23 protein-coding genes and 2 tRNA genes are annotated in these 26,189 nt (G+C 48.5%); 17 read left to right on the top strand and 8 right to left on the bottom strand.

Annotation, left to right across the window (positions count from 1 at the left end; all coding sequences use genetic code 11):
• Positions 1-153 precede the first annotated feature (153 nt).
• From A1SC_RS16010 to A1SC_RS16040, 7 genes are read left to right on the top strand one after another with little or no spacing between them, the layout of a single operon-like run.
• Positions 154-1,161, top strand: coding sequence for a 3-oxoacyl-[acyl-carrier-protein] synthase III C-terminal domain-containing protein (locus A1SC_RS16010; protein ID WP_010375753.1), 1,008 nt, complete (start codon positions 154-156; stop codon positions 1,159-1,161).
• Positions 1,158-2,174 carry an NAD-dependent epimerase/dehydratase family protein gene (locus A1SC_RS16015; protein ID WP_000699365.1) on the top strand — a complete coding sequence of 339 codons (1,017 nt, stop codon included), beginning with the start codon at positions 1,158-1,160 and terminating at the stop codon, positions 2,172-2,174. The genes A1SC_RS16010 and A1SC_RS16015 overlap by 4 nt, the downstream gene beginning before the upstream one ends.
• Positions 2,152-2,958 (top strand): MBL fold metallo-hydrolase, encoded by an 807-nt coding sequence (locus A1SC_RS16020; RefSeq protein ID WP_016262058.1) that lies wholly within the window; start codon positions 2,152-2,154, stop codon positions 2,956-2,958. Before A1SC_RS16015 ends, A1SC_RS16020 begins: the two co-directional genes overlap by 23 nt.
• Positions 2,955-4,241, top strand: a complete 1,287-nt coding sequence (locus A1SC_RS16025; protein WP_001516516.1) for a F390 synthetase-related protein — start codon at positions 2,955-2,957, stop codon at positions 4,239-4,241. Before A1SC_RS16020 ends, A1SC_RS16025 begins: the two co-directional genes overlap by 4 nt.
• Positions 4,238-4,855 (top strand): phosphatase PAP2 family protein, encoded by a 618-nt coding sequence (locus tag A1SC_RS16030; protein ID WP_010375759.1) that lies wholly within the window; start codon positions 4,238-4,240, stop codon positions 4,853-4,855. The genes A1SC_RS16025 and A1SC_RS16030 overlap by 4 nt, the downstream gene beginning before the upstream one ends.
• A complete protein-coding gene (locus A1SC_RS16035; protein WP_016262057.1) occupies positions 4,848-5,975 on the top strand; it encodes a sterol desaturase family protein in 1,128 nt (375 codons plus the stop codon). The genes A1SC_RS16030 and A1SC_RS16035 overlap by 8 nt, the downstream gene beginning before the upstream one ends.
• Positions 5,962-7,059, top strand: a complete 1,098-nt coding sequence (locus tag A1SC_RS16040; protein ID WP_001516513.1) for a fatty acid desaturase family protein — start codon at positions 5,962-5,964, stop codon at positions 7,057-7,059. Before A1SC_RS16035 ends, A1SC_RS16040 begins: the two co-directional genes overlap by 14 nt.
• Before the next feature lie 16 nt (positions 7,060-7,075).
• On the opposite strand, the gene A1SC_RS16045 is transcribed toward A1SC_RS16040, so the two are convergent.
• From A1SC_RS16045 to A1SC_RS16060, 4 genes are all read right to left on the bottom strand, one after another.
• Positions 7,076-7,160 (bottom strand) — tRNA-Tyr (locus A1SC_RS16045).
• A 21-nt stretch (positions 7,161-7,181) separates the two neighbouring features.
• Positions 7,182-7,266: transfer RNA gene (locus A1SC_RS16050), tRNA-Tyr, on the bottom strand.
• 159 nt (positions 7,267-7,425) lie between these two features.
• Positions 7,426-8,268, bottom strand: coding sequence for a formyltetrahydrofolate deformylase (gene purU, locus A1SC_RS16055; protein ID WP_000555861.1), 843 nt, complete (start codon positions 8,266-8,268; stop codon positions 7,426-7,428).
• 49 nt (positions 8,269-8,317) lie between these two features.
• On the bottom strand, positions 8,318-8,776 hold the full coding sequence (locus A1SC_RS16060) for a YchJ family protein (protein WP_016248760.1): 459 nt from the start codon (positions 8,774-8,776) through the stop codon (positions 8,318-8,320).
• 112 nt (positions 8,777-8,888) lie between these two features.
• Here A1SC_RS16060 and rssA point away from each other — a divergent pair, with 112 nt between their 5' ends.
• The 3 genes from rssA (at position 8,889) to galU (ending at position 12,010) form a co-directional block, all read left to right on the top strand.
• A complete protein-coding gene (gene rssA / locus A1SC_RS16065; RefSeq protein WP_024191887.1) occupies positions 8,889-9,800 on the top strand; it encodes a patatin-like phospholipase RssA in 912 nt (303 codons plus the stop codon).
• An 86-nt stretch (positions 9,801-9,886) separates the two neighbouring features.
• Positions 9,887-10,900, top strand: coding sequence for a two-component system response regulator RssB (rssB, locus tag A1SC_RS16070; protein WP_016262056.1), 1,014 nt, complete (start codon positions 9,887-9,889; stop codon positions 10,898-10,900).
• A gap of 201 nt (positions 10,901-11,101) precedes the next feature.
• The gene (gene galU / locus A1SC_RS16075) at positions 11,102-12,010 is read left to right on the top strand and encodes a UTP--glucose-1-phosphate uridylyltransferase GalU (protein WP_000719000.1); all 909 of its coding nucleotides are present in this window, start codon (positions 11,102-11,104) and stop codon (positions 12,008-12,010) included.
• 143 nt (positions 12,011-12,153) lie between these two features.
• Here the strand turns inward: galU and hns are convergent, their stop codons facing one another.
• On the bottom strand, positions 12,154-12,567 hold the full coding sequence (gene hns, locus A1SC_RS16080; RefSeq protein ID WP_001287385.1) for a histone-like nucleoid-structuring protein H-NS: 414 nt from the start codon (positions 12,565-12,567) through the stop codon (positions 12,154-12,156).
• Between the two features lie 599 nt (positions 12,568-13,166).
• On the opposite strand from hns, the gene tdk reads away from it, so the two are divergent.
• Positions 13,167-13,784 (top strand): thymidine kinase, encoded by a 618-nt coding sequence (tdk, locus tag A1SC_RS16085; protein ID WP_000068068.1) that lies wholly within the window; start codon positions 13,167-13,169, stop codon positions 13,782-13,784.
• Between the two features lie 320 nt (positions 13,785-14,104).
• Here the strand turns inward: tdk and adhE are convergent, their stop codons facing one another.
• Positions 14,105-16,777 (bottom strand): bifunctional acetaldehyde-CoA/alcohol dehydrogenase, encoded by a 2,673-nt coding sequence (gene adhE / locus A1SC_RS16090; RefSeq protein WP_000301631.1) that lies wholly within the window; start codon positions 16,775-16,777, stop codon positions 14,105-14,107.
• A 478-nt stretch (positions 16,778-17,255) separates the two neighbouring features.
• Between adhE and ychE the strand changes: the two genes are divergently transcribed.
• The 6 genes from ychE (at position 17,256) to oppF (ending at position 24,223) form a co-directional block, all read left to right on the top strand.
• Complete coding sequence (gene ychE / locus A1SC_RS16095; RefSeq protein WP_000616766.1) at positions 17,256-17,903, top strand: NAAT family transporter YchE; 648 nt, start codon at positions 17,256-17,258, stop codon at positions 17,901-17,903.
• Positions 17,904-18,636: 733 nt separating this feature from the next.
• Positions 18,637-20,268, top strand: coding sequence for an oligopeptide ABC transporter substrate-binding protein OppA (oppA, locus tag A1SC_RS16100; protein ID WP_010377652.1), 1,632 nt, complete (start codon positions 18,637-18,639; stop codon positions 20,266-20,268).
• Between the two features lie 85 nt (positions 20,269-20,353).
• On the top strand, positions 20,354-21,274 hold the full coding sequence (oppB, locus tag A1SC_RS16105; protein WP_000911114.1) for an oligopeptide ABC transporter permease OppB: 921 nt from the start codon (positions 20,354-20,356) through the stop codon (positions 21,272-21,274).
• A gap of 14 nt (positions 21,275-21,288) precedes the next feature.
• A complete protein-coding gene (gene oppC, locus A1SC_RS16110) occupies positions 21,289-22,197 on the top strand; it encodes an oligopeptide ABC transporter permease OppC (RefSeq protein ID WP_000979659.1) in 909 nt (302 codons plus the stop codon).
• 11 nt (positions 22,198-22,208) lie between these two features.
• On the top strand, positions 22,209-23,222 hold the full coding sequence (gene oppD / locus A1SC_RS16115; RefSeq protein WP_000110968.1) for a murein tripeptide/oligopeptide ABC transporter ATP-binding protein OppD: 1,014 nt from the start codon (positions 22,209-22,211) through the stop codon (positions 23,220-23,222).
• A complete protein-coding gene (gene oppF / locus A1SC_RS16120) occupies positions 23,219-24,223 on the top strand; it encodes a murein tripeptide/oligopeptide ABC transporter ATP-binding protein OppF (RefSeq protein ID WP_016262055.1) in 1,005 nt (334 codons plus the stop codon). Before oppD ends, oppF begins: the two co-directional genes overlap by 4 nt.
• 50 nt (positions 24,224-24,273) lie before the next feature.
• On the opposite strand, the gene A1SC_RS16125 is transcribed toward oppF, so the two are convergent.
• Positions 24,274-24,603, bottom strand: coding sequence for an HI1450 family dsDNA-mimic protein (locus A1SC_RS16125; RefSeq protein WP_000366964.1), 330 nt, complete (start codon positions 24,601-24,603; stop codon positions 24,274-24,276).
• Between the two features lie 34 nt (positions 24,604-24,637).
• Positions 24,638-26,098: a cardiolipin synthase gene (gene cls / locus A1SC_RS16130; RefSeq protein WP_000214527.1), complete on the bottom strand. Its 1,461-nt coding sequence runs from the start codon at positions 26,096-26,098 to the stop codon at positions 24,638-24,640.
• Between the last annotated feature and the right edge of the window lie 91 nt (positions 26,099-26,189).

The raw sequence follows: 26,189 nt of genomic DNA, 5'->3' as shown, positions 1-26,189 counted from the left end.
TTTTGTAGGCCTCACGCCGCATCCGGCATAACGCAGAGTACGTTGTCAGCCTGCTGAAATTGCCAGTTACACACTGTCAATTTTTTCGGATTGTAGGGAAACGTATCCCACCTCTATGATAGGTCCCCCTGGAGCAGTGAAGGAGCACTGACCGTGGATCGACCTAATCAACCGACGATCTCCGCGGCGTTAAAAATAATCGCCACGGGGATCGCCTTACCACCGAATAAAATCACTTCTCAACAACTGGATGTTCAGCTAAATAAACCTGCGGGCTATGTTGAGCGACGTTCCGGCATTTGCTGGCGTTATTTCGCCAGTAACGACGCCAGTCAGGCCGAACTGGCAGCAGAAGCTTTGCATAATGCGTTGTCGACTGCTGCGTTAAAACCGTGTGATATTGATCTGTTAATTTGTGCGTCAGCCGTTGCTGTACAGGCATTACCCTGTAGCGCAATTCATATTCTCAAAGCCGCAGCCATGCCTGCAGGCATTGCTGGGTTTGATATCAACAGCAGTTGCGTTAGCTTTATTTCTGCACTGGAAGTGGCTGCCGGATTATTAAACAGCGGAGCATATCGGCGGATCGCCATCGTTTCGGCGGATATCGCTTCACGCGGTATTGACTGGAACCATGAAGAATCGTCATTAATTTTTGGTGATGGTGCGGCGTGCGCGATTGTTGAGCGGGGCAATGGTCGCAGCGGGATTATTGCCAGCCTGATCGAAATGTACCCCGAAGGCAGCGAACTATGTGAAATACGCGCTGGCGGCACGCGGTGTAATCCACGCTCAGGCGTCAGTAACAGCGACTTTCTTTTTCATATGCAGGGGAAACCGCTGTTTCGTTTTGCCTCTTCGCTTATTGAAGATTATTTTTCGCGCTTACTGCAAAAAAGCGACCTGCGACTGAGTGATATCGGCACGGTCGTTCCTCACCAGGCCAGTCATCTATCCCTTGAACATATGCGAAAACGGCTGCAAGTGCCGGGACCCGCGCTCGTCGATGTCTACCGTTTCTACGGCAATCAGGTGGCGGCCTCTATACCCACGGCGCTGCATGAAGCGGTGATTAGCGGTCGTTTCACTGCAGGTAGACCTGCGATGTTGATTGGCACGGCAGCAGGATTAACACTGGCTGGTCTGGTGCTTTTACCGTGAAGATCCTCGTGACGGGGGCAACCAGCGGCCTGGGGCGAAATGCCGTGCAATATTTGTTGCAATCGGGTGTGTCGGTAGTGGCAACAGGGCGAAATTGCGAGGTCGGTAAAAATCTGACAAGCGCAGGCGCACAGTTTGTGGCTCTCGATTTAACCCTGGCAACTGAGGATGATTGCGCACGGCTGGTAGAAGGCTGCGATGCTGTCTGGCACTGTGCGGCGAAGTCTTCGCCCTGGGGCAACAAAACGGCATTCTGGCTCGCCAATGTCAAAGCGACCCACACTCTGGCACAGGCGGCAGGCAGGCTGAGGATCCCCCGGTTTATCCATATCTCTACGCCTGCGGTTTACTTTGATTTTCAACATCACTATGACTTGCAAGAAACCTATCTTGCGCGAGCATTCTCCAGCCATTACGCCCGCAGTAAATACGCCGCTGAGCAGGCTATTGCCAGGGCAGTAGCTCAATATCCTGCCACGAGGTTTATTCTTTTGCGTCCCCGTGGTTTGTTTGGCCCTCATGACCAGGTGATTGTTCCCCGTCTGATGCAGCAACTGCAACAGGGCGGCGGCTGCTTACGTTTGCCGCGGGGTGGTGAAGCGTTACTGGATCTCACTTTCGTGCAGAACGTGGTGTATGCCATGCAACTGGCAACGCAGGTTGCAGGCTTACGCTCGGGCAGTATTTACAACATCAGCAATCATCAGCCGCAGAAATTATCTGTAATGCTTGACGCCTTGCTGCACCAGCAATTGGGCTTGAGCTACCGAATTGCTGCCGTTCCCTGGCCATTGCTTTCTGTGGTTGCGCGAGGCCTGGAACTGTACGGGAAATGCGTTAATCAGGAACCTGTCATCACACGTTACAGCGCCGGAACACTCTGTTTTGATATGACGCTGAGTGCGCAAAAGGCCATTACAGAGCTGGGATATCACCCGCGCTTTTCGATGGAACAAGGTATTGCAATCACGGGACAATGGCTGAGGGAACATGGCAAAAATAACCGCATTTGAAACGGGCTGGTGTACACATATTGGCTGTATTGCGCTGAAAGGGGCAGGGCTGAAAGTGTGTAAATTCCCCGCCCGTGCGTGGCTGCTGGAAGCGGGTGAGAAACGCTGGCTGTGGGACACCGGCTATTCTTCGTGGTTTGCACATTACACGCAAGCCGGCGTATTTCGCTTTTATCGTCAGGTCACTCCGGTATATTTCGAGCCGCAACAAGCGCTGGTACGGCAACTCTCCGCACAGGGACTGATGGCGAAAGATGTTGATACGATTATTCTGTCGCATTTTCACGCCGATCATATTGCTGGCCTGCGAGATTTCCCTAATGTCGCCTGCATCTGTTCTGGTGAAGGCTGGCGGCAGGTAAGAACTCTGCGTGGTGTCGCTGCGCTGCGCCAGGCCTTTGTGCCAGGGCTAATCCCGGAGAGTTTTGAGTCCTCACTCCGTTTTATTGAAAGTTTTGAAGCGGTAAGTTTGCCCGCACAACTGGCACCGTTTGAGCATGGTTACTTGCTACCAGAAAGCCGTGGTGAAGTCATTCTTGTACCGCTGCCGGGCCATGCTGCCGGACACATTGGGGCGTTTGTTCTTACTGATGACGGCTGGATTTTACTGGCTGCCGATGCCGCGTGGGCACCTGCTAGTTATCGGGAACTGCGTGGACCGTCACCGCTGGCGCATCTGGTTATGTCTGACAGCCACGCCTACTACCGCACGCTTGGGCAATTACATCAGCTTTGGCAAAACGGCGCAGTGGATATTCGATTATGCCACGAGGGGGAACTATGATCCCGCTGACGTTGCTCTGGCGCTACTTTCGTACCCGCAGGCTGCATTTTACCGATCGCCAGGCGCTGGAAAACTGGCAGGCAAAAAGGTTGCATTTGTTCCGGCAAAATACCTTGTCTAAAAGTCTGTGGTTTCAGCGTTATCTGGCGTTGCCCTTTAACCAGTGGCCATTGATGGACAAAGCGTTAATGATGACGCATTTCGATGAGATGAATACCGCAGGTTTAAAGCGCGATGAGCTTCTCGCCTGTGCGATGCGCAGTGAGCAGAGCCGTGATTTTAAACCCTGTGTTGGCAAGTTCAGCGTTGGACTTTCATCTGGCACATCGGGGCGTCGTGGGCTTTTTGTCGTTAGCCCACAGGAGCAGCAGATTTGGGCCGCAGGTGTGCTGGCAAAAGTGTTGCCCGATGGATTGTTTGCCAAAGAGCGAGTAGCACTGTTTCTGCGAGCAGATAACAACCTCTATCAAAGTGTGAATAATCGCTGGTTAAGCCTCGATTTTTACGATCTGTTAGCGCCATTCCAGGCGCAAACCAAACGGCTGGAACAACGTTCGCCTACGATCATTGTCGCACCAGCTCAGGTATTACGCGCACTCGCGCTGGCGGTCATTGCGGGAGATTTGACGCTGAAGGTCAAAAAAGTGGTTTCGGTGGCGGAAGTTCTGGAGCCGCAGGACAGGGAATTACTGCGCAGCGTGTTCAACAATGTGGGCGAAATTTATCAGGCGACAGAAGGGTTTCTCGCTTCTACCTGCCGTTGTGGCACGTTACATCTCAATGAAGAATTTATTCACGTTGAACCACAATGGCTGGATGAACGCCGTTTCGTACCGATCGTCACTGACTTTACTCGCACCACACAACCGGTGGTGCGTTATCGACTTGATGACGTGTTGGTGGCAAGCGAACAGCCATGCCCCTGTGGCAGCGCGACAATGGCGATTGCGCGTATCGAAGGGCGGCAGGATGATCAACTGCAACTGCCGACAAGATCTGGTGATGTTCAGACCGTTTTTGCCGATGCCTGTAGTCGTGTGCTGGCGATGACGTTGCCGCTAACAGCCGATTATCGACTGCTACAAACCGGAGCAGCACAGTTGACGTTATTAGCTGATTGCGAACTGCGGATGCTGGAGCATTGTCGGGAGGCGTTGAATGCCTTGTTTATGCGCCAGAATATCGCGGTAGAGCAACTGATATGGTCGCTGGAATCGCAAACTGTGCCCGTTGCTTTTACAGCCAAGCGGCGGCGGATTGTGCGTCAGTGGGGGCGGGAATGAGCAATCTGTTGCGACGCCTGAAACAGATGCTGTTTGGCTGGGGAACTGTTGGGGTTATCTACAACTTTAGCGATCGCCTGCAAGGTGAGGGATGTCAATTAACGCCTTCCGTGATTGATAATCTGATTCCATTTTCCCCTTCAGCCGTGTGGTTGTATCTCTCGTTTTTTCTTGTTGTACCGTTAGGCTATTTATCAACACCACTTTCCCACCTGCGCTGGCTGGCCCGGTCAATGCAACTTTCGGCACTGGCGGCTGGTGTGTTTTATCTTCTCTGGCCCACAACAATGCAATATCCCCCGTTTGTGCAGTCTGGGGTATCTGCGGGTGCACTAAACGGGCTGATAGCGATTGACTCAAGCCAGAACTGTTTCCCTTCTTTACACGCTGCGCTCACGCTGTTGACAGTATGGGCAATAGCCAAAAAGGGGAACCGTTGGCTGACGCTGATGAGCGTGGTTTGGGCGATAGCTATCGCCTTTTCAATTCTGCAATTACGCAGGCATTTATTTATTGATTTAGTCGGTGGCGTGATGTTGGCGTTGATTTGCGGTTGGATAGCTGCGTGGCTGGATATGCGCGACAGGCGAGAAAGGAATATGAATCATGAGTGACTTATTAACCCCTATTATCCTGATGATGTTATTTGTGTTAGTCGAAGCCGGAGTATTGCAAGTATCAGGACGACAGAAAATCGACTGGCTGGACGTTATTTTCAATATCAACTCCGGACATATGATGCTGTGGCTATTTCGCTGCCTGGAAGTACTCTGCTATAGCCTGGTGGTCAATCACTTTAGCTTTGGGCTGTTTGATAATGCGCCCGTGATCCTGCTGTGGCTGTTTACTTTGCTGGTGTGGGATTTCGGTTTTTACTGGCTACATCGATGGCATCACGAGGTGCGCCCGCTGTGGGCGGTTCATGTAGTGCATCATCAAGGGGAACACTACAACCTGTCATTAGGTGTACGTAACTCGTGGTACTCCTCATTGACCTCAATTCCGTTTTTTATGCTGCTGGCGCTGCTTGGAGTACCACTAAGTGTCTTTCTGGCAGTTTCCATCGCGCATTACAGTTGGCAGTTTTTTAACCATAATGCGCTAACGCCGAAACTGGGTTGGCTGGAAAAGGTGCTGATCACGCCTTCTCACCATCGCATCCATCATTTGAATGAAAAACAATATGCCGATACCAATTACGGTGGCACCTTTTTGTTGTGGGATAAACTTTTTGGTTCGTATAGCGCCGGGCCGGATCATGGCAATGTTGCCTATGGCGTAAAAAATAGTCGATTATCCTGTAATCCGATGCGCGAAAGTAATCTGCCTTTTTTACGCTTAATGGGTTTTCACTCTGTTGGCAAAGCGATTGAACGCCGATACCAGAGTTCTCCGTGGGCTGTGGGTGCAGGGGTTATTCTGCTGTTTATGATGGTGCTGGGCTACATCCAGCAATATGGCTATGGCATTGAGTATATTACCAGTGAGCAGGCTGTATTATTCGTGTTACTGGTGGCAGGCTCAGTAGCTCTGGGGGGCATGGGCGATGGACAACGTTGGGGAATGATTTTGTGGTGCTCTGTGACGTTGTCACTGCTTTATTTTATTCTTTATATGTGTTCATGGAGCACTCTGGTCTGGAAGGGATTAGCTGGCGTTTTGCTGGCCCATTGTGTGTTATTCGTGAGTGGTGTGGGGCGTAAGTCGCTAAGGAAACACTATGAACCTGTTTAATCCCAACAGGTTAATCACTTTTCCTGCCGATGATCCGCACCTGGTAAAACAGTTGCAAAAGGGTACGAAAGCGTATCTGGCAAAATCAGGTGATCATCGATATGCCGACGGATGGGCATTTGCCAAAATGGTGACACTGATTATTGCTTGCCTATCCTGTTATTCACTGGCGTTGTCTCAAAGCCAGTGGGTGTTATATCTATTGTGGTATCTGGCGATGATATTTTGCGCCATGTTGTTAGCAGTCAATGTGGTGCATGACGCTTCGCACGATGCATTTTGGCGTGGTAAAAAGGCCAATGCCTGGCTTAATCGGATGGTTGCTTTTCCGATAGGGCTTGATCCTGACTGCTGGCGGGTGCGCCATGTACGCTTTCATCACGGTTTTACCAATATCGAATTTTACGATCCTGACACCGCAGAAAATGGCATTCTTCGCCAGACGCCATGGCAACGGTGGCGACCTTTTATGCGCCAGCAACATCGCTACTGGCCGCTGGTCGCGGCGCTAACCTTTCCCTGGTATATCTGGGTAGTGGACTGGCTCGATCGTGGAGGGTTCACGCCGGTAACGCCGCATCTGGCATTGCGTGGTTTTACTGGCTGGGGGTATTTTTTAGGCGGCAAACTGGCGCATTTCGCCATGTGCCTGCTGCTTCCTTTCTGGCTATTGTCCGATGTGTTTAGTTTTAGGGCTATTCTGCTGATTTATTTGCTCAGTCAAATGCTCGCTTCTCTGATCTTTGTCATGCTGATCATAGGAACACATTGGGCAAAGGGGAATACCCAGTTGCCGCCAGAAGAGGGGAAAATAGCAGTGGGCAGGCTGGCTCATACTTTCGCTACAACCTTTGACTGGACGCCACAACCGGCATCGCTTGGCTATTGGTTGGGCGGGATTAATTTGCATCTTACCCATCATCTTTTTCCCCACTGGAATCATCGCCACTATCCGGCGTTAAGTCGCATTATTGCGGATATCGCAAAGCAGAAGGGGCTGGATTACCAGTTACTGACGTTATCGGATTTGTTGGGGCTACAGCAGCAATTTTTACGGCGAATGGGTGAGAAGCCTAAGAATTGAGATAAGAACTAAGTGATGGTGGTGGGGGAAGGATTCGAACCTTCGAAGTCGATGACGGCAGATTTACAGTCTGCTCCCTTTGGCCGCTCGGGAACCCCACCAGGGGAAAGTAACGCTTGAGATGGTGGTGGGGGAAGGATTCGAACCTTCGAAGTCGATGACGGCAGATTTACAGTCTGCTCCCTTTGGCCGCTCGGGAACCCCACCACGGGGTAATGCTTTTTACTGGCCTGCTCCCTCATTGGGAAGCGGGGCGCATCATATCAAATGACACGCCGCTGTAAAGTGTTACGTTGAGAAAAATGAACTAGTTGCGTAATTTTCATCCGTAACGGATTAAAGGCAACCAGTTCTTTTGGCTGGCGATTAAAGAATAATCGTCCGGTTACCGTAAACAAAAACGCGCTGGGCCAAAACCTGGTAAAGCGCGCGGCTTAATACATTTTTCTCGACATCACGACCTGCCCGCATCATATCTTCAGCAGTGTAAGTATGATCCACATGAATAACGTCCTGCATGATGATTGGACCTTCATCCAGATTGTCATTTACGTAGTGTGCTGTTGCACCAATAATCTTCACCCCGCGCTCATACGCCTGATGGTACGGGCGTGCGCCAATAAATGCCGGCAGGAATGAATGGTGAATATTGATAATCTTATTCGGAAAGCGCGCCACGAACTCCGGCGTTAATACACGCATATATTTCGCCAGCACCACGTAATCAGGCTGATAAGCATCAATAGCATCTGCCATCTTCTGATCGTGTTCGTTACGACTTAATCCTTCATGGCTGACCAGTTCAAACGGGATATCAAAACGCTCCACCAGTGAACGCAAAGTGTCGTGGTTGCCGATGACTGCCGCTATTTCCACATCCAGTCCGCCATAAGTGGCTTTCATCAGCAGATCGCCAAGGCAATGTGCTTCTTTAGTGACCAGAATGACTATCCGACGACGACCGGCGGGAGTGAGCTCACGCACAGAACCTTCCGGCAATGCGCTATCGAGATCCGCCAGCAGGGTGGAATCATTAAATATGCCTTCCAGCTCCGTGCGCATAAAAAAGCGCCCGGTGCGGTGATCAACAAATTCATTGTTCTGCACGATATTTAACTCGTGCTTGTAGCAAATATTAGTAATACGCGCGATCAGACCCTTTTGATCCGGGCAAATGGTACGCAAAACTTTTCGTTGGAGTGAATGCATTGCTGGAAAAACCTTGTTGAGAGTGTTTGCTTAACCGTACCGTCAACCATTATTGGCCGCAGCACTTTTTAAATTTTTTACCTGAACCACAAGGGCAGGGATCGTTGCGGCTAAACTGTGGACGTGTACCGTCAATATAGTACCACTGACCGTTTTCTTTCAAAAATCGCGAACGTTCAATTATCGCTCCTGTTTTACCCTGTTCGGTAAATCGAGCGACGAAACTAACATAACCTACGTCATCACCTTCATGGTATGAGCGTTCAAATACGGTCAGCCCCAACCATTCGGTATGCGCAAATCCGGCCATCAATTCGGTACGCAACGCTGCAGCGCCACAGGATGGATGCCAGGTCTTTATTAAATAATCTGCGTCTTGCATCACAAAAGCGCAGTAACGCGAACGCATGAGATGTTCAGGATCAGGTGCAACCTTTTCACCAGACACATAAGGGTGGCAACATAGGCTATACTCGACAGCACTACCACAGGGACAAAGCTCAGACACAAATAATCTCCCTGGAAACAATAACGGCGTATTAATCGCCTGCGTAGCACTATGTTAACCGAGCAGTAGCGATGTGGCTACGGCTGCATTCCAGGGGAAGCTTGCAGGAATAATGAGAAAGATAAAAATAGGGCTGGCGCTAGGATCCGGCGCGGCGCGAGGATGGTCGCATATTGGCGTCATTAACGCGCTAAAAGAAATGGGCATTGAAATAGATATCGTTGCAGGATGTTCAATCGGTTCGCTGGTGGGCGCAGCCTATGCATGTGATCGCCTGTCCGCGCTGGAAGAGTGGGTCACCTCTTTTAGCTACTGGGATGTTTTACGGCTGATGGATCTCTCCTGGCAGCGTGGCGGATTGCTGCGCGGTGAGCGTGTATTCAATCGGTATCGCGAAATTATGCCGGAAACAGAGATAGAAAATTGTTCACGCCGTTTCGCTGCGGTCGCCACAAATTTAAGTACGGGGAGAGAACTGTGGTTTACCGAAGGCGATCTCCATCTTGCTATTCGAGCATCATGCAGCATTCCCGGCCTGATGGCACCGGTTGCTCATAACGGCTATTGGCTGGTTGATGGCGCAGTTGTTAATCCGATTCCTATTTCCCTCACGCGTGCGATGGGCGCTGATATCGTAATAGCGGTTGATCTCCAGCACGATGCGCACTTGATGCAACAAGACCTTCTTTCATTCAATGTCAGTACTGAAAATGATGACACTGAAGATGCTTTACCGTGGCATGCACGGCTGAAAGAGCGGTTAAGCAGTTTTACTGCGCGCCGGGCTGTCACGGCACCGACAGCGACAGAAATTATGACTACCTCAATCCAGGTGCTGGAAAACCGCCTCAAACGAAACCGCATGGCTGGAGACCCGCCTGATATTCTGATTCAACCTTTATGTCCGCAGATATCTACCCTGGATTTTCATCGTGCCAACGCCGCGATTGCGGCAGGACAATTGGCGGTAGAAAAGAAAATGGATGAACTTTTACCGCTGGTTCGAACTAACGTTTTAATCTGATTTTTTATCTACACTTAAGTTAATTCTGACAGGCACTGATGGCAATAGCATGTCACTATTGAATAAAGCCAGTCAGGGGAGAGAACATGACGCAGCCATTGGTCGGAAAACAGATTCTCATAGTTGAAGATGAGCCAGTCTTTCGCTCGCTTCTGGATTCGTGGTTTTCCTCATTGGGAGCGACAACGGTACTGGCGGCTGATGGGGTGGATGCCCTTGAGCTACTGGGAGGTTTCACACCCGATCTGATGATATGTGATATTGCAATGCCAAGAATGAATGGCTTAAAACTGCTGGAGCATATCCGTAACCGGGGGGACCAAACTCCTGTCCTGGTGATTTCTGCTACGGAAAATATGGCAGATATTGCGAAAGCGTTACGCCTGGGGGTAGAAGATGTTTTGCTGAAACCGGTTAAAGATCTTAATCGCCTGCGTGAGATGGTTTTTGCTTGTCTTTATCCCAGCATGTTTAACTCCCGGGTTGAGGAAGAAGAAAGACTTTTTCGCGACTGGGATGCAATGGTGGATAATCCCACCGCTGCCGCGAAATTATTGCAAGAATTACAACCACCGGTTCAGCAGGTGATTTCCCATTGCCGGGTTAATTATCGCCAACTCGTAGCTGTTGATAAACCTGGTCTGGTACTTGATATTGCAGCACTATCGGAAAATGATCTGGCTTTTTATTGTCTTGATGTAACCCGAGCTGGACATAATGGCGTCCTTGCCGCTTTGTTATTACGTGCGCTGTTTAATGGCTTATTACAGGAACAGCTTGCGCACCAAAATCAACGTTTGCCAGAGTTAGGCGCGTTATTGAAGCAGGTAAACCATTTACTACGCCAGGCCAATTTGCCTGGTCAGTTTCCGCTATTAGTCGGCTATTACCATCGTGAATTGAAAAATCTCATTCTGGTTTCCGCAGGCTTGAATGCGACGTTGAATGCGGGCGAACACCAGATTCAAATCAGTAATGGCGTTCCGTTAGGGACATTAGGTAATGCCTATTTGAATCAATTGAGTCAGCGATGTGATGCCTGGCAATGCCAAATTTGGGGAACCGGTGGAAGGCTGCGGTTGATGTTGTCTGCGGAATGAGCAAACGATAATTTTGGATAAAATTGCATTACCCGCTAATGTTGGCTGGTGGTACTATCGTCGCCATTCGTATAAGTAATTGTCTTAATTATGTTAACTCACATCCTTTTCGGAACCAGGCCTTGTCAGGGTACTGATATACTGGGATGTGATACAGAAATATGAACACGTTCAATACACGAACAGTCCAGGAGAATTTAAATGGCTGCCATTAACACGAAAGTCAAAAAAGCCGTTATCCCGGTAGCGGGATTAGGAACCAGGATGTTGCCGGCGACAAAAGCTATCCCGAAAGAGATGCTACCGCTTGTCGATAAGCCATTAATTCAATACGTCGTGAATGAATGTATTGCGGCTGGCATTACTGAAATTGTGCTGGTTACTCACTCATCTAAAAACTCTATTGAAAACCACTTTGATACCAGTTTTGAACTGGAAGCTATGCTGGAGAAACGTGTAAAACGCCAGTTGCTTGATGAAGTGCAGTCTATTTGTCCGCCGCACGTGACTATTATGCAAGTTCGTCAGGGGCTGGCGAAAGGTCTGGGGCACGCGGTATTGTGTGCTCACCCGGTCGTTGGTGATGAACCTGTGGCTGTTATTTTGCCAGACGTTATTCTGGATGAATACGAATCCGATTTGTCGCAGGATAACCTTGCAGAGATGATCCGCCGCTTTGATGGAACTGGTCATAGCCAGATCATGGTTGAACCTGTTGCTGATGTGACAGCATATGGTGTTGTGGATTGCAAAGGTGTGGAATTAGCGCCTGGTGAAAGTGTGCCGATGGTTGGTGTAGTAGAAAAACCGAAAGCAGATGTTGCACCATCTAATCTCGCTATTGTTGGTCGTTACGTACTTAGCGCTGATATTTGGCCGCTGCTGGCAAAAACTCCTCCGGGAGCAGGCGATGAAATTCAACTGACCGATGCTATTGATATGCTGATCGAGAAAGAAACGGTTGAAGCCTATCATATGAAAGGGAAGAGCCATGACTGTGGTAATAAATTAGGTTACATGCAGGCATTTGTCGAATACGGTATTCGTCACAATACACTGGGTACTGAATTTAAAGCCTGGCTTGAAGAAGAAATGGGCATTAAGAAGTAACATCTATAGCGATGTTTTCTACGGAACGGCATTGAGTTATCAATGCCGTTTTTTTATAGCTTATTCTTATTGGATAGTCTTAAAACGGACAATAAAAAATCCCGCCAATGGCGGGATTTTAAGCAAGCTGAATCTAAAAAAGATTATTGCTTGATCAGGAAATCGTCGAGGGATTTACCTTGCTCATCCATTGCTTTTTTGATTACTGCCGGAGTACGACCCTGGCCAGTCCAGGTTTTGGTTTCGCCGTTCTCGTCAACGTAGCTATATTTAGCCGGACGCTGTGCACGTTTAGCTTTGGTGCCAGATTTAACAGCAGCCATGCTATTCAGCAGTTCGTTCGGGTCAATACCGTCAGCGATCAGCATTTCACGATATTGCTGCAGTTTACGAGTGCGCTCTTCAACTTCAGCAGCAGCCGCACTTTCTTCTTCGCGACGTTCGTTAACGACAACTTCTAATTTTTCCAGCATTTCTTCCAGCGTTTCAAGTGTACATTCTCTTGCCTGCGCACGAAGAGTACGGATGTTGTTCAGAATTTTAAGTGCTTCGCTCATTGTAGTAATCTCAAACTTATATTGGGGTGGTTTGTTGAGGTAATAATAGAGCCTTAAATTCAGTTGTGCAATAGCCAGGAATGTAAGGAATTCAAAATTGTTCTTTATTTTGTGCCGCCAATAAATATCTTTTCATAAAATTAGTCAGAAAAGACGCGGCATATAGCCCTATTTGCATCGGTACTTTTGCACCACCTAAGGTTAAAACTTCCTGATTCATGTCACATTTTATGTAGGGATTAACATGTGCTGGCACCTTTTACTCTTCGGTATTAGTCATGTTTACGAAATCCCCTATTAAGCGAATGATGAAAAGTAGAACAGTTGCAATAAGTGCAGGGACTTTGTATTGCCGTATGCTGGAGGTCAACAGGGGGTTATTACTTGTGCAACAAGTTAAAGATTGTGAATAGTTACCAGGAGTCATTTACGCAGTTATAACAAGCAAAGCAGTCGCAATGATAGCTCTGAAGGATTATGCCATCCTTCTAAAAGAATGACGTATATACCTCTTCTGCGCGTACTGTTGCACTGTAAAACTGGCGAATTATGATAAACTTCAACCAACTTTATTTCATATCATTGAGGGTCTGTGGCTGATGGCACAGCTATATTTCTACTATTCCGCAATGAATGCGGGTAAGTCTACGGCATTGTTGCAATCTTCATACAATTACCAGGAACGCGGTATGCGCACTGTCGTATATACGGCGGAAATTGATGATCGTTTCGGAGCTGGGAAAGTCAGTTCGCGTATAGGCTTGTCATCACCTGCAAAATTATTTAACCAAAATTCATCATTATTTGATGAGATTCGTGCGGAGCATGAACAACAGGCAATTCATTGTGTATTGGTTGATGAATGCCAGTTTTTAAGCAGACAACAAGTATATGAATTATCGGAGGTTGTCGATCAACTCGATATACCTGTACTTTGTTATGGTTTACGTACCGATTTTCGCGGTGAATTATTTACCGGCAGCCAATACTTACTGGCATGGTCAGACAAACTGGTCGAATTAAAAACCATCTGCTTTTGTGGCCGTAAGGCAAGCATGGTGTTACGTCTCGATCAGGAGGGTAGACCTTATAACGAAGGCGAGCAGGTGGTTATTGGTGGTAATGAGCGTTATGTCTCAGTTTGCCGTAAACACTATAAAGAAGCGTTAGAAGTCGGCTCTCTGACGGCTATTCAGGAAAAACACCAACACGATTAATAAGATTTTCTTTACTGACAGGATGAACGGGACGCCTTTATCCTGTCAGTTCGTTTTACTAACTTCTTCCGAGTCATAAATCCTTCCCTACTCTTAACCATCGCTAAAAGTGTAACCAAACGGTTTTAGTGCTCCGATGCTTCGTCATCTACGAAGTAGAGTCGTTTACAGGTTATCGCAGTTTTCGCACATTAGATAACAGTATAAATATGAGAATACTAACGCTGCTGAGTTATTTGATCTTGCATAGTATCGGTTTATGACAAAAACAAAAAACGGCCCCAAAAGGGACCGTTTATACTGTTATACAGAGTTATTGATTAAGCGGATTTCTTCGCTTTTTTCTCTGCTTTAGCCGGAGCTGCTTCCTTTGCTGCTGGTGCACCTTCTACATAATCACGACCATAGTAGGTATCCAGCAGAATCTGTTTCAGCTCGGAGATCAGCGGATAACGCGGGTTAGCGCCGGTGCACTGGTCATCGAATGCATCTTCAGACAGTTTATCTACGTTCGCGAGGAAGTCAGCTTCCTGAACGCCAGCCTCACGGATAGATTTCGGAATACCCAGTTCTGCTTTCAGCGTTTCCAGCCATGCCAGCAGTTTCTCGATCTTAGCAGCAGTACGGTCGCCCGGTGCGCTCAGACCCAGGTGGTCTGCAATTTCAGCATAACGACGGCGTGCTTGCGGACGGTCATACTGGCTGAATGCAGTCTGCTTGGTCGGGTTGTCGTTTGCGTTGTAACGAATAACGTTACAAATCAGCAAGGCGTTTGCCAGACCGTGCGGAATATGGAACTGGGAACCCAGTTTGTGCGCCATTGAGTGACATACACCCAGGAAGGCGTTCGCAAACGCGATACCTGCGATAGTTGCCGCACTGTGAACACGCTCGCGTGCTACCGGGTTTTTAGCCCCTTCGTGGTAGGACGCTGGCAGGTATTCTTTCAGCAGTTTCAGCGCTTGCAGAGCCTGACCATCAGAGAACTCAGAAGCCAGTACAGAAACATAAGCTTCCATAGCGTGAGTGACTGCATCCAGACCGCCGAAAGCACACAGGGACTTCGGCATATCCATAACCAGGTTGGCGTCAACAATCGCCATATCCGGGGTCAGCGCATAGTCTGCCAGCGGATATTTCTGACCAGTAGCGTCGTCAGTTACAACCGCAAACGGAGTAACTTCAGAACCTGTACCGGAAGTGGTGGTGACTGCGATCATTTTCGCTTTCACGCCCATTTTCGGGAACTTGTAGATACGTTTACGGATGTCCATAAAACGCAGCGCCAGTTCTTCGAAGTGAGTTTCCGGGTGTTCGTACATAACCCACATGATCTTCGCAGCGTCCATCGGGGAACCACCACCCAGCGCGATAATGACGTCCGGTTTGAAGGAGTTCGCCAGTTCTGCGCCTTTACGTACGATGCTCAGAGTCGGGTCTGCTTCAACTTCGAAGAAGACTTCAGTTTCTACGCCAGCCGCTTTCAATACGGAAGTGATCTGGTCAGCATAGCCGTTGTTGAACAGGAAGCGGTCAGTCACGATGAGCGCACGTTTGTGGCCATCAGTAATCACTTCATCCAGCGCGATTGGCAGGGAGCCACGGCGGAAGTAGATAGATTTCGGAAGTTTGTGCCACAACATGTTTTCAGCTCGCTTAGCAACGGTTTTCTTGTTGATCAGGTGTTTCGGACCAACGTTTTCAGAGATGGAGTTACCACCCCAGGAACCACAACCCAGAGTCAGGGAAGGTGCGAGTTTGAAGTTATACAGGTCACCGATACCACCCTGAGACGCCGGGGTGTTGATCAGGATACGGGCAGTTTTCATTTTCTGACCGAAGTAAGAAACGCGTGCCGGTTGGTTATCCTGGTCGGTGTACAGGCAAGAGGTATGTCCGATACCGCCCATAGCAACCAGTTTCTCTGCCTTATCTACCGCGTCTTCGAAATCTTTCGCACGGTACATTGCCAGAGTCGGGGACAGTTTTTCATGAGCGAACGGCTCACTTTCATCAACAACAGTCACTTCACCGATCAGAATCTTAGTATTTTCTGGAACAGAGAAGCCTGCCAGTTCAGCAATTTTATACGCCGGTTGACCAACGATAGCTGCGTTCAGCGCGCCATTTTTCAGGATAACGTCCTGAACTGCCTTCAGTTCTTTGCCCTGCAGCATGTAGCCGCCGTGGGTCGCGAAACGTTCACGCACAGCATCATAAACAGAATCAACCACAACAACAGATTGTTCAGAAGCACAGATTACGCCGTTGTCGAAGGTTTTGGACATCAGTACAGATGCAACAGCACGTTTGATATCAGCAGTTTCATCAATAACAACTGGGGTGTTACCTGCACCTACGCCGATAGCTGGTTTACCGGAGCTGTATGCCGCTTTAACCATACCTGGACCACCGGTTGCAAGGATCAGGTTAATGTCAGGGTGGTGCATCAACGCGTTGGAGAGTTCAACAGAAGGTTGATCGATCCAGCCGATCAGATCTTTCGGCGCACCAGCAGCGATAGCAGCCTGCAGAACGATGTCAGCAGCTTTGTTAGTTGCATCTTTTGCACGCGGGTGTGGAGAGAAAATGATGGCGTTACGGGTCTTCAGGCTGATCAGCGATTTGAAGATAGCGGTTGAAGTCGGGTTAGTGGTCGGAACGATACCGCAAATAATACCGATTGGTTCAGCGATAGTGATAGTACCGAAAGTGTCGTCTTCGGACAGAATACCGCAGGTTTTTTCATCTTTATACGCGTTGTAGATATATTCTGAAGCGAAGTGGTTTTTAATCACTTTGTCTTCAACAATACCCATGCCGGATTCAGCAACGGCCATTTTCGCGAGTGGGATTCGAGCATCTGCGGCAGCCAGAGCGGCGGCGCGGAAGATTTTGTCAACTTGCTCTTGAGTGAAACTGGCATATTCACGCTGGGCTTTTTTTACACGCTCTACGAGTGCGTTAAGTTCAGCGACATTAGTAACAGCCATAATGCTCTCCTGATAATGTTAAACTTTTTTAGTAAATCATCTGCTCGAATACGAGAGTATAGTCAGTGCGATGATGATTTGCTTAACCTTTGAAAATCAAAATCTTACTCGTGCTCACACTCACTGTGATTTACTAAAAGAGTTTAAACATTAGAGTCATTGAACTCTAATGCGTCACTTCCAGGTGGCGTAAGCAAGATTACTCACTTCTGGGTACTGATTTCGTGATCTAGATCAAAATTCAGCAAAGCTGACACCTTTCAGCTCCGCTTTTAGCTACAAAAGCTAATAGTTAATAAATTGTAGTATTTATTGTTGGCTACATTAGCATGTTTTGTACGTCTAGATAACAATAATGAATGATAGTGATTTTAAGCAGTTAGGAGGTGAAAAATGCTGCCAAAAGGCGTATTGTCAGCGCGTATTTTTTACCCTTGGTTATGACTAACATTATCCGGCCTTTGCTTCGGAGCTAACTGTGATTCAGACACTCTTTGATTTTCCCGTTTATTTTAAGTTTTTTATCGGGTTATTTGCGCTGGTTAACCCTGTTGGGATCATCCCTGTGTTCATCAGTATGACCAGCTATCAGACCGCGGCAGCGAGAAACAAAACAAATCTGACCGCCAACCTGTCGGTAGCGATCATCTTGTGGATTGCGCTTTTTCTTGGCGACACGATTCTGCAACTTTTTGGCATCTCGATTGATTCGTTCCGTATCGCGGGCGGCATTCTGGTGGTCACAATTGCGATGTCGATGATCAGTGGCAAACTTGGCGAGGATAAACAGAACAAACAAGAAAAATCAGAAACCGCAATTCGTGAAAGCATCGGCGTTGTACCGCTCGCATTGCCTTTGATGGCAGGGCCGGGAGCGATCAGCTCAACTATCGTTTGGGGAACGCGTTATCACAGCATTGGTTACTTGTTCGGTTTTTTTGTGGCAATCGCGTTGTTTGCTTTATGTTGTTGGGGCTTATTCCGTATGGCTCCCTGGCTGGTAAGGGTTCTGCGCCAGACCGGCATCAACGTGATTACCCGTATTATGGGGTTGTTACTGATGGCATTAGGGATTGAATTTATTGTTAATGGAATCAAAGGGATTTTCCCTGGCCTGCTCAATTAATTCCTTTCATCCGAAACGGAGTCATAGTGCTCCGTTTTTTCGTCATTATTTTTACTTTGGCCCAACGCAGTTATCAGAAGCAAACGAAATAGATAAATATTTTTTCTCATATTACAGCCAGTTATAAGAATATCCTTACCTCGCGCTCCTCCTCATCATGTTATTTTCGCGACATCATAATTCAGGGTCTTGCTGAAGAATAATTGAAATGATATTAGTAATTCCACTGGATTTGGTAGAGGAATGTGCTAAATAATGAGCTGTTGTTAAATTATTGTGCATTTCTCTATCATAATGGTTACCAGAAAAGACAGTCTTGCTTCCTGATTTTCTATCTTTATGTTTTTAAATGATTTTATTGGCAGCTTGATGGGGGGTTTAGGTACTGTCATGGTCAATAAAAGAGAATTGCTTAACAATTTTGCAAAATGTATTGGCGAGCAAGAAGCGCATTTGATACTTTCCGGCCAACCATCAGGCAATTTTATTGGTAATGGGAATTATTAACAATAAAAATTGCTGCAGTAAATAAATGTGTCTCGACAGGGGAGGCACAGTAAGAATCGACGTAAGGTGGTCGTCCGAATCACCAGAATAAACAAAGTCGGTGATAGTAAAGCGTAACGATAAAGTAACCTGGCAGCAGAAAGTCTCCGAATCTGTCCAGGGTCCCAATCCGGGATTACACATGCTGGTTCAAACCAGTAATTATAATGAGGGAGTCCAAAAAACAATGACCAACATCACCAAGAGAAGTTTAGTCGCAGCAGGCGTTCTGGCTGCGCTTATGGCAGGGAATGTCGCGTTGGCGGCTGATGTGCCCGCGGGTGTTCAGCTCGCAGAAAAACAAACGCTGGTGCGCAATAATGGTTCTGAAGTTCAATCATTAGATCCGCACAAAATTGAAGGGGTTCCGGAGTCTAATATCAGCCGCGACTTGTTTGAAGGCTTATTGGTCAGCGATCTCGACGGCCATCCGGCTCCGGGCGTTGCTGAATCCTGGGATAATAAAGACGCTAAAGTCTGGACATTCCATCTGCGTAAAGATGCGAAATGGTCTGATGGCACGCCAGTCACTGCGCAAGACTTTGTATATAGTTGGCAACGTTCTGTTGATCCGAACACGGCGTCTCCCTATGCAAGTTATCTGCAATATGGGCATATTGCCGGTATTGATGAAATTCTCGAAGGGAAAAAACCGATTACCGATCTCGGCGTGAAAGCCATCGATGATCACACGTTAGAAGTTACATTAAGTGAGCCTGTTCCGTACTTCTATAAATTGTTGGTTCACCCTTCTACTTCTCCGGTGCCAAAAGCCGCCATTGAGAAATTTGGCGAAAAATGGACTCAGCCGGGTAATATCGTCACCAACGGTGCCTATACATTAAAAGATTGGGTCGTTAACGAACGTATCGTTCTTGAGCGCAGCCCGACTTACTGGAACAATGCGAAAACGGTTATTAATCAGGTGACTTATTTGCCGATCGCTTCTGAAGTTACTGATGTAAACCGCTATCGCAGCGGTGAAATCGATATGACTTATAACAACATGCCGATCGAGCTGTTCCAGAAACTGAAAAAAGAGATCCCGGACGAAGTTCACGTCGACCCATATCTGTGTACCTACTATTACGAAATTAATAACCAGAAAGCGCCATTCAACGACGTGCGCGTGCGTACAGCGCTGAAACTGGGTATGGACCGCGATATCATCGTTAATAAAGTTAAAGCACAGGGCGATATGCCAGCCTATGGTTACACACCTCCTTATACTGATGGTGCAAAATTAACTCAGCCGGAATGGTTTGGCTGGAGCCAGGAAAAACGTAACGAAGAAGCTAAAAAACTGCTGGCCGAAGCGGGTTATACTGCAGACAAACCGTTAACGATTAACCTGCTATATAACACGTCCGATCTGCATAAAAAGCTGGCCATTGCCGCCTCTTCGCTGTGGAAGAAAAACATAGGTGTTAACGTCAAACTGGTTAACCAGGAATGGAAAACCTTCCTTGACACCCGTCACCAGGGAACTTTTGATGTGGCTCGTGCAGGTTGGTGTGCCGACTACAACGAACCGACCTCCTTCCTGAACACCATGCTGTCGAACAGCTCGATGAACACCGCGCATTATAAGAGCCCGGCGTTTGACAGTATTATGGCGGAAACGCTGAAAGCCACTGACGAGGCGCAGCGCACGGCGTTGTACACCAAAGCAGAGCAACAGTTGGATAAAGATTCGGCCATTGTTCCGGTTTATTACTACGTGAACGCGCGTCTGGTAAAACCGTGGGTTGGAGGTTATACCGGTAAAGATCCGCTGGATAACACCTACACCAGAAATATGTACATTGTGAAGCACTAATGGCAATACGTGGGGTAGGCGAGTCCTGCTCCACGGTGTCTGGTTTTTATCGCATTACAGAAGGCACAGGCCAGAAGGTACGGCAATGTTAAAATTTATTCTACGTCGCTGTCTGGAAGCGATTCCGACGCTATTTATTCTTATTACTATTTCGTTCTTTATGATGCGCCTCGCCCCGGGAAGTCCTTTTACTGGTGAACGCACGTTACCGCCAGAAGTGATGGCCAATATCGAAGCGAAATATCATCTTAATGATCCGATCATGACACAGTATTTCAGCTACCTGAAACAACTGGCGCATGGCGATTTCGGTCCGTCTTTTAAATATAAAGATTATTCGGTCAATGACCTGGTAGCATCCAGTTTTCCTGTTTCTGCAAAATTGGGTGCCGCTGCATTTTTCCTCGCGGTGGTGCTGGGTGTGAGTGCTGGCGTTATTGCCGCATTAAAACAAAACACCAAATGGGACTATACCGTGATGGGGCTGGCAATGACCGGGGTGGTTATCCCCAGTTTTGTGGTTGCGCCATTATTAGTCATGATATTCGCGATCATTTTGCATTGGCTACCCGGCGGCGGATGGAATGGCGGGGCGCTGAAATTCATGATATTACCGATGGTGGCGTTGTCACTCGCCTATATCGCCAGTATCGCGCGTATTACCCGTGGTTCAATGATTGAAGTTTTACACTCCAACTTTATTCGCACTGCCCGCGCGAAAGGTTTACCTATGCGCAGAATTATCCTTCGCCACGCATTAAAACCTGCGCTGTTACCCGTACTTTCATATATGGGACCCGCATTTGTCGGCATTATTACCGGTTCTATGGTCATCGAAACCATTTATGGTTTACCTGGGATCGGGCAATTGTTTGTTAATGGCGCGTTGAACCGTGACTATTCATTGGTTTTAAGCCTGACCATTCTGGTTGGTGCATTAACCATTTTGTTCAATGCCATTGTCGATGTGCTATATGCGGTTATCGACCCGAAAATCCGTTACTGATACTGGAGCTCGCGATGATGTTAAGTAAGAAAAACAGCGAGACGCTGGAAAATTTCAGTGAAAAGCTGGAGGTCGAAGGGCGCAGTTTATGGCAGGACGCACGCCGTCGTTTTATGCATAACCGTGCGGCGGTCGCCAGTCTCATTGTACTGGTGCTGATTGCTCTGTTTGTTATCCTGGCACCGATGCTTTCGCAATTTGCCTATGACGATACCGATTGGGCGATGATGTCCAGCGCTCCAGATATGGAGTCCGGTCACTACTTTGGTACTGACTCATCCGGACGCGATCTGCTGGTACGTGTTGCAATTGGTGGGCGTATCTCACTCATGGTCGGGGTTGCTGCGGCGCTGGTGGCTGTAGTCGTAGGTACGCTTTACGGTTCGCTTTCCGGTTATCTTGGCGGCAAGGTGGACTCGGTAATGATGCGTTTGCTGGAAATCCTCAATTCCTTCCCATTCATGTTCTTCGTCATTTTGCTGGTGACCTTCTTTGGCCAAAACATTCTGCTGATTTTCGTGGCGATTGGCATGGTTTCCTGGCTGGATATGGCGCGTATCGTACGTGGGCAAACCCTTAGTCTGAAGCGCAAAGAGTTTATTGAGGCAGCACAAGTTGGTGGAGTCTCTACGCCCGGTATCGTGATTCGCCACATTGTGCCGAACGTGCTCGGCGTAGTGGTGGTGTACGCATCGCTACTGGTGCCAAGCATGATCCTCTTTGAGTCTTTCCTTAGCTTCCTGGGGCTGGGTACGCAAGAGCCGTTAAGTAGTTGGGGCGCATTGCTAAGTGATGGTGCGAACTCGATGGAAGTCTCGCCCTGGTTGCTGCTGTTTCCGGCCGGTTTCCTTGTGGTGACGCTGTTTTGTTTCAACTTTATCGGGGATGGCTTACGTGATGCCCTCGACCCGAAAGATCGTTAAGGAGTGCAGCCATGAGCGTAATTGAAACTGCAACCGTACCGCTTGCACAGCAACAGGCTAACGCACTGCTGAACGTGAAGGATTTGCGAGTGACATTTAGTACCCCGGACGGCGACGTCACAGCGGTCAATGATTTGAATTTTTCTCTGCGTGCCGGAGAAACGTTGGGTATCGTGGGTGAGTCTGGTTCCGGTAAGTCGCAAACCGCGTTTGCTTTAATGGGGCTGCTGGCCGCGAACGGACACATTGGTGGATCGGCCACTTTTAATGGTCGTGAGATCCTCAACCTGCCAGAACGCGAACTCAATAAACTGCGCGCTGAACAAATCTCGATGATTTTTCAGGACCCGATGACTTCGTTGAACCCGTATATGCGCGTCGGTGAGCAGTTGATGGAAGTGCTGATGCTGCATAAGAGTATGAGCAAGGCTGAAGCGTTTGAAGAGTCGGTGCGGATGCTTGATGCCGTAAAAATGCCGGAAGCGCGTAAGCGCATGAAGATGTTCCCGCATGAATTTTCTGGCGGTATGCGTCAGCGTGTAATGATTGCGATGGCATTGTTGTGTCGGCCTAAATTGCTGATTGCTGACGAACCTACCACTGCGCTGGACGTGACTGTGCAGGCGCAAATCATGACGCTATTGAATGACCTGAAACGGGAATTCAATACTGCCATCATTATGATCACCCACGATCTGGGTGTGGTGGCGGGGATCTGTGACAAAGTATTGGTGATGTACGCCGGGCGCACCATGGAATACGGCAACGCGCGCGATGTCTTTTATCAGCCCGTTCATCCTTACTCTATCGGTTTACTCAATGCGGTGCCGCGTCTTGATGCGGAAGGTGAAGCTATGTTGACCATACCGGGAAATCCACCAAACCTGCTACGTTTACCAAAAGGTTGCCCGTTCCAGCCGCGCTGTCCACATGCGATGGAAATTTGTAGCAGTGCGCCGCCGCTGGAAGAGTTCACGCCAGGTCGCCTGCGCGCCTGTTTTAAACCAGTGGGGGAACTGTTATGAATGCTGTTACGGAAGAAAGAAAAGTTCTCTTGGAAATTGCTGATCTGAAAGTTCACTTTGAGATTAAAGATGGCAAACAGTGGTTCTGGCAACCGGCGAAAACCCTGAAAGTCGTTGATGGAGTCACACTTCGACTTTATGAAGGGGAGACATTAGGCGTAGTAGGGGAATCCGGTTGCGGTAAATCCACCTTTGCCCGTGCTATTATCGGCCTGGTTAAAGCGACCGATGGGCGCGTCGCGTGGTTAGGAAAAGAGTTGTTAGGGATGAAGCCTGATGAATGGCGTGCCGTTCGCAGTGATATCCAGATGATTTTTCAGGACCCGCTGGCGTCTCTTAACCCACGTATGACGATTGGCGAGATCATCGCTGAACCGCTGCGTACCTATCATCCGAAAATGTCACGCCAGGAAGTCCGTGAGCGCGTGAAGGCGATGATGATGAAAGTCGGCTTGCTACCTAACCTGATTAACCGCTATCCGCATGAGTTCTCCGGGGGGCAGTGCCAGCGTATCGGAATTGCACGTGCACTCATTCTTGAACCGAAACTGATTATCTGCGATGAGCCTGTTTCGGCGCTGGACGTGTCAATTCAGGCACAGGTAGTGAACCTGCTCCAGCAGTTGCAACGTGAGATGGGATTGTCATTAATTTTTATTGCTCACGATCTGGCAGTGGTAAAACACATTTCCGATCGCGTGCTGGTGATGTATCTCGGACACGCGGTGGAGCTGGGGACGTATGATGAGGTCTACCACAATCCGCTGCATCCTTATACCAAAGCCTTGATGTCGGCGGTGCCAATTCCTGATCCGGATCTGGAGAAGAACAAATCCATCCAGTTACTGGAAGGGGAATTGCCTTCGCCCATCAATCCTCCGTCTGGTTGTGTGTTCCGCACACGTTGCCCGATCGCCGGCCCGGAATGTGCCAAAACGCGCCCGGTGCTGGAGGGCAGTTTCAGACATGCGGTCTCTTGTCTGAAAGTCGATCCGCTTTAAAAATAAAAGGGCTGACAACCGTCAGCCCTTTTTCACACCAAAAGCGATATTTATTCACGCCAGATGATATGGCAAAGTTTGTGATCTTTTTCGCGACATAACAGGATACGGGCGAAAACATCGTTAATTTCACCATCTTCACTGTCCGCCAGACCAATCACCACTTCTGCAAAAAAGTCCGGGTTCAAATCGTAATCAACATGTTCCTGCCAGTCTTCTGCCGGGTCGAATAACTCCGCACCGCCACGTTCTTCAAACTGAAGATTGAACAGCAGAACATCCGCCGGATCGAGATTATCTGCGGCCAGTTCGAGAAAAATATCATAAGCCTGCTCAAGCGTTTCATCTTCAGTCAGGCGATTGTTTAAATCCATATCCATAGTCACTACCCGTTTAACATCTGTTGGCGACGTTTTACAGCAACGGACTGAAGAAGTAAAACAGTCGCTCGGCAACGCGCTGCCAGAGCGGTCGTTTTGCCCACAGCCGCGCATCAAGCAGACGTGAGCGCGAGATATAATCGTCCTGAACAGCAGCCAGGTCAGCACCAAAACCTTTATCGTCGATCGCCAGCGTGATCTCAAAATTTAACCACAGGCTGCGCATATCAAGGTTCACAGTCCCCACCAGACTTAGTTCGCCATCGACCAGCACGCTCTTGGTATGTAATAACCCGCCTTCAAACTGATAAATTTTAACCCCAGCGGCCAACAGTTCAGTAAAGAATGCGCGGCTGGCCCAGCCTACCAGCATTGAGTCATTTTTACGCGGCAGAATAATACTGACATCAACTCCGCGCTGTGCTGCTGTGCAAATCGCGTGAAGTAAGTCATCGCTGGGCACGAAGTAGGGCGTCGTCATGATTAAATATTCGCGTGCTGAATATGCAGCGGTGAGTAACGCCTGGTGAATCAGGTCTTCCGGGAAGCCGGGGCCAGAAGCTATGGTATGGATCGTATGACCGCTGGACTGTTCAAACGGCATAATATTGACATCAGGCGGCGGTGGCAGAATGCGTTTTCCGGTTTCAATCTCCCAGTCGCAGGAATAAATAATCCCCATGGCGGTAGCAATAGGACCTTCCATGCGGGCCATCAGGTCAATCCATTGTCCTACTCCCGCATCCTGTTTGAAGAAACGTGGATCGACCATATTCATGCTACCGGTATAGGCAATGTAATTATCGATCATGATCATCTTGCGGTGCTGGCGCAGATCCATGCGGCGTAAAAATACGCGCATCAGGTTAACCTTTAAGGATTCGACCACTTCGATACCAGCATTACGCATCAGCTCCGGCCACGGGCTGCGAAAGAAAGCCACACTCCCGGCAGAGTCGAGCATCAGTCGGCAATGAATACCGCGGCGGGCTGCGGCCATCAACGACTCAGCCACCTGATCTGCCATGCCGCCGGGCTGCCAGATGTAAAACACCATCTCAATATTATGGCGAGCCAGTTGGATGTCACGGATCAACGCCTGCATCACATCATCAGACTCGGTCATCAGTTGCAGTTGGTTACCTTTAACGCCCGCGATACCCTGACGGCGCTCGCAGAGCTTAAATAACGGCCCGGCGACACTGCTATTTTCTTCCGCGAAAATGTGTTTACAGGCTTTAAGATCGTTAAGCCATTTAGCCGTAGAAGGCCACATCGCTCTTGCACGTTCGGCGCGGCGCTTGCCTAAATGCAGTTCACCGACTGCCAGATAGGCAATAATTCCGACCAGAGGCAGAATGTAAATGACCAACAGCCAGGCCATAGCGGAGGGAACGGCGCGTCGTTTCATTAGAATGCGTAATGTTACGCCTGCAATGAGCAACCAGTATCCCAGAATGGCCAACCAACTCACCAACGTATAAACGGTTGTCATAGATTAGAAATCCTTTTGAAAGCGCATTGTTATGAGTTTACGCATATGGATTCATCTGGCAAATAAAAACACCGGAAAAGCACTGGTCAGC

Source organism: Escherichia sp. KTE52 (assembly GCF_000408325.1).
Classification (GTDB): Bacteria; Pseudomonadota; Gammaproteobacteria; order Enterobacterales; family Enterobacteriaceae; genus Escherichia; species Escherichia marmotae.
The sequence above is the reverse complement of the archived record's forward strand: the minus strand, read 5'-3'. Positions and strand labels throughout refer to the sequence as shown.

Excerpts from the sequence above, each read along its gene's own strand:
- A1SC_RS16020 (WP_016262058.1), top strand. The coding sequence starts at position 2,152 with ATGGCAAAAATAACCGCATTTGAAACGGGCTGGTGTACACATATTGGC.
- A1SC_RS16025 (WP_001516516.1), top strand. The coding sequence starts at position 2,955 with ATGATCCCGCTGACGTTGCTCTGGCGCTACTTTCGTACCCGCAGGCTG.
- A1SC_RS16030 (WP_010375759.1), top strand. The coding sequence starts at position 4,238 with ATGAGCAATCTGTTGCGACGCCTGAAACAGATGCTGTTTGGCTGGGGA.
- A1SC_RS16035 (WP_016262057.1), top strand. The coding sequence starts at position 4,848 with ATGAGTGACTTATTAACCCCTATTATCCTGATGATGTTATTTGTGTTA.
- A1SC_RS16040 (WP_001516513.1), top strand. The coding sequence starts at position 5,962 with ATGAACCTGTTTAATCCCAACAGGTTAATCACTTTTCCTGCCGATGAT.
- purU (WP_000555861.1), bottom strand. The coding sequence starts at position 8,268 with ATGCATTCACTCCAACGAAAAGTTTTGCGTACCATTTGCCCGGATCAA.
- rssA (WP_024191887.1), top strand. The coding sequence starts at position 8,889 with ATGAGAAAGATAAAAATAGGGCTGGCGCTAGGATCCGGCGCGGCGCGA.
- rssB (WP_016262056.1), top strand. The coding sequence starts at position 9,887 with ATGACGCAGCCATTGGTCGGAAAACAGATTCTCATAGTTGAAGATGAG.
- galU (WP_000719000.1), top strand. The coding sequence starts at position 11,102 with ATGGCTGCCATTAACACGAAAGTCAAAAAAGCCGTTATCCCGGTAGCG.
- hns (WP_001287385.1), bottom strand. The coding sequence starts at position 12,567 with ATGAGCGAAGCACTTAAAATTCTGAACAACATCCGTACTCTTCGTGCG.
- tdk (WP_000068068.1), top strand. The coding sequence starts at position 13,167 with ATGGCACAGCTATATTTCTACTATTCCGCAATGAATGCGGGTAAGTCT.
- adhE (WP_000301631.1), bottom strand. The coding sequence starts at position 16,777 with ATGGCTGTTACTAATGTCGCTGAACTTAACGCACTCGTAGAGCGTGTA.
- oppA (WP_010377652.1), top strand. The coding sequence starts at position 18,637 with ATGACCAACATCACCAAGAGAAGTTTAGTCGCAGCAGGCGTTCTGGCT.
- oppB (WP_000911114.1), top strand. The coding sequence starts at position 20,354 with ATGTTAAAATTTATTCTACGTCGCTGTCTGGAAGCGATTCCGACGCTA.
- oppC (WP_000979659.1), top strand. The coding sequence starts at position 21,289 with ATGATGTTAAGTAAGAAAAACAGCGAGACGCTGGAAAATTTCAGTGAA.
- oppD (WP_000110968.1), top strand. The coding sequence starts at position 22,209 with ATGAGCGTAATTGAAACTGCAACCGTACCGCTTGCACAGCAACAGGCT.
- oppF (WP_016262055.1), top strand. The coding sequence starts at position 23,219 with ATGAATGCTGTTACGGAAGAAAGAAAAGTTCTCTTGGAAATTGCTGAT.
- A1SC_RS16125 (WP_000366964.1), bottom strand. The coding sequence starts at position 24,603 with ATGGATATGGATTTAAACAATCGCCTGACTGAAGATGAAACGCTTGAG.
- cls (WP_000214527.1), bottom strand. The coding sequence starts at position 26,098 with ATGACAACCGTTTATACGTTGGTGAGTTGGTTGGCCATTCTGGGATAC.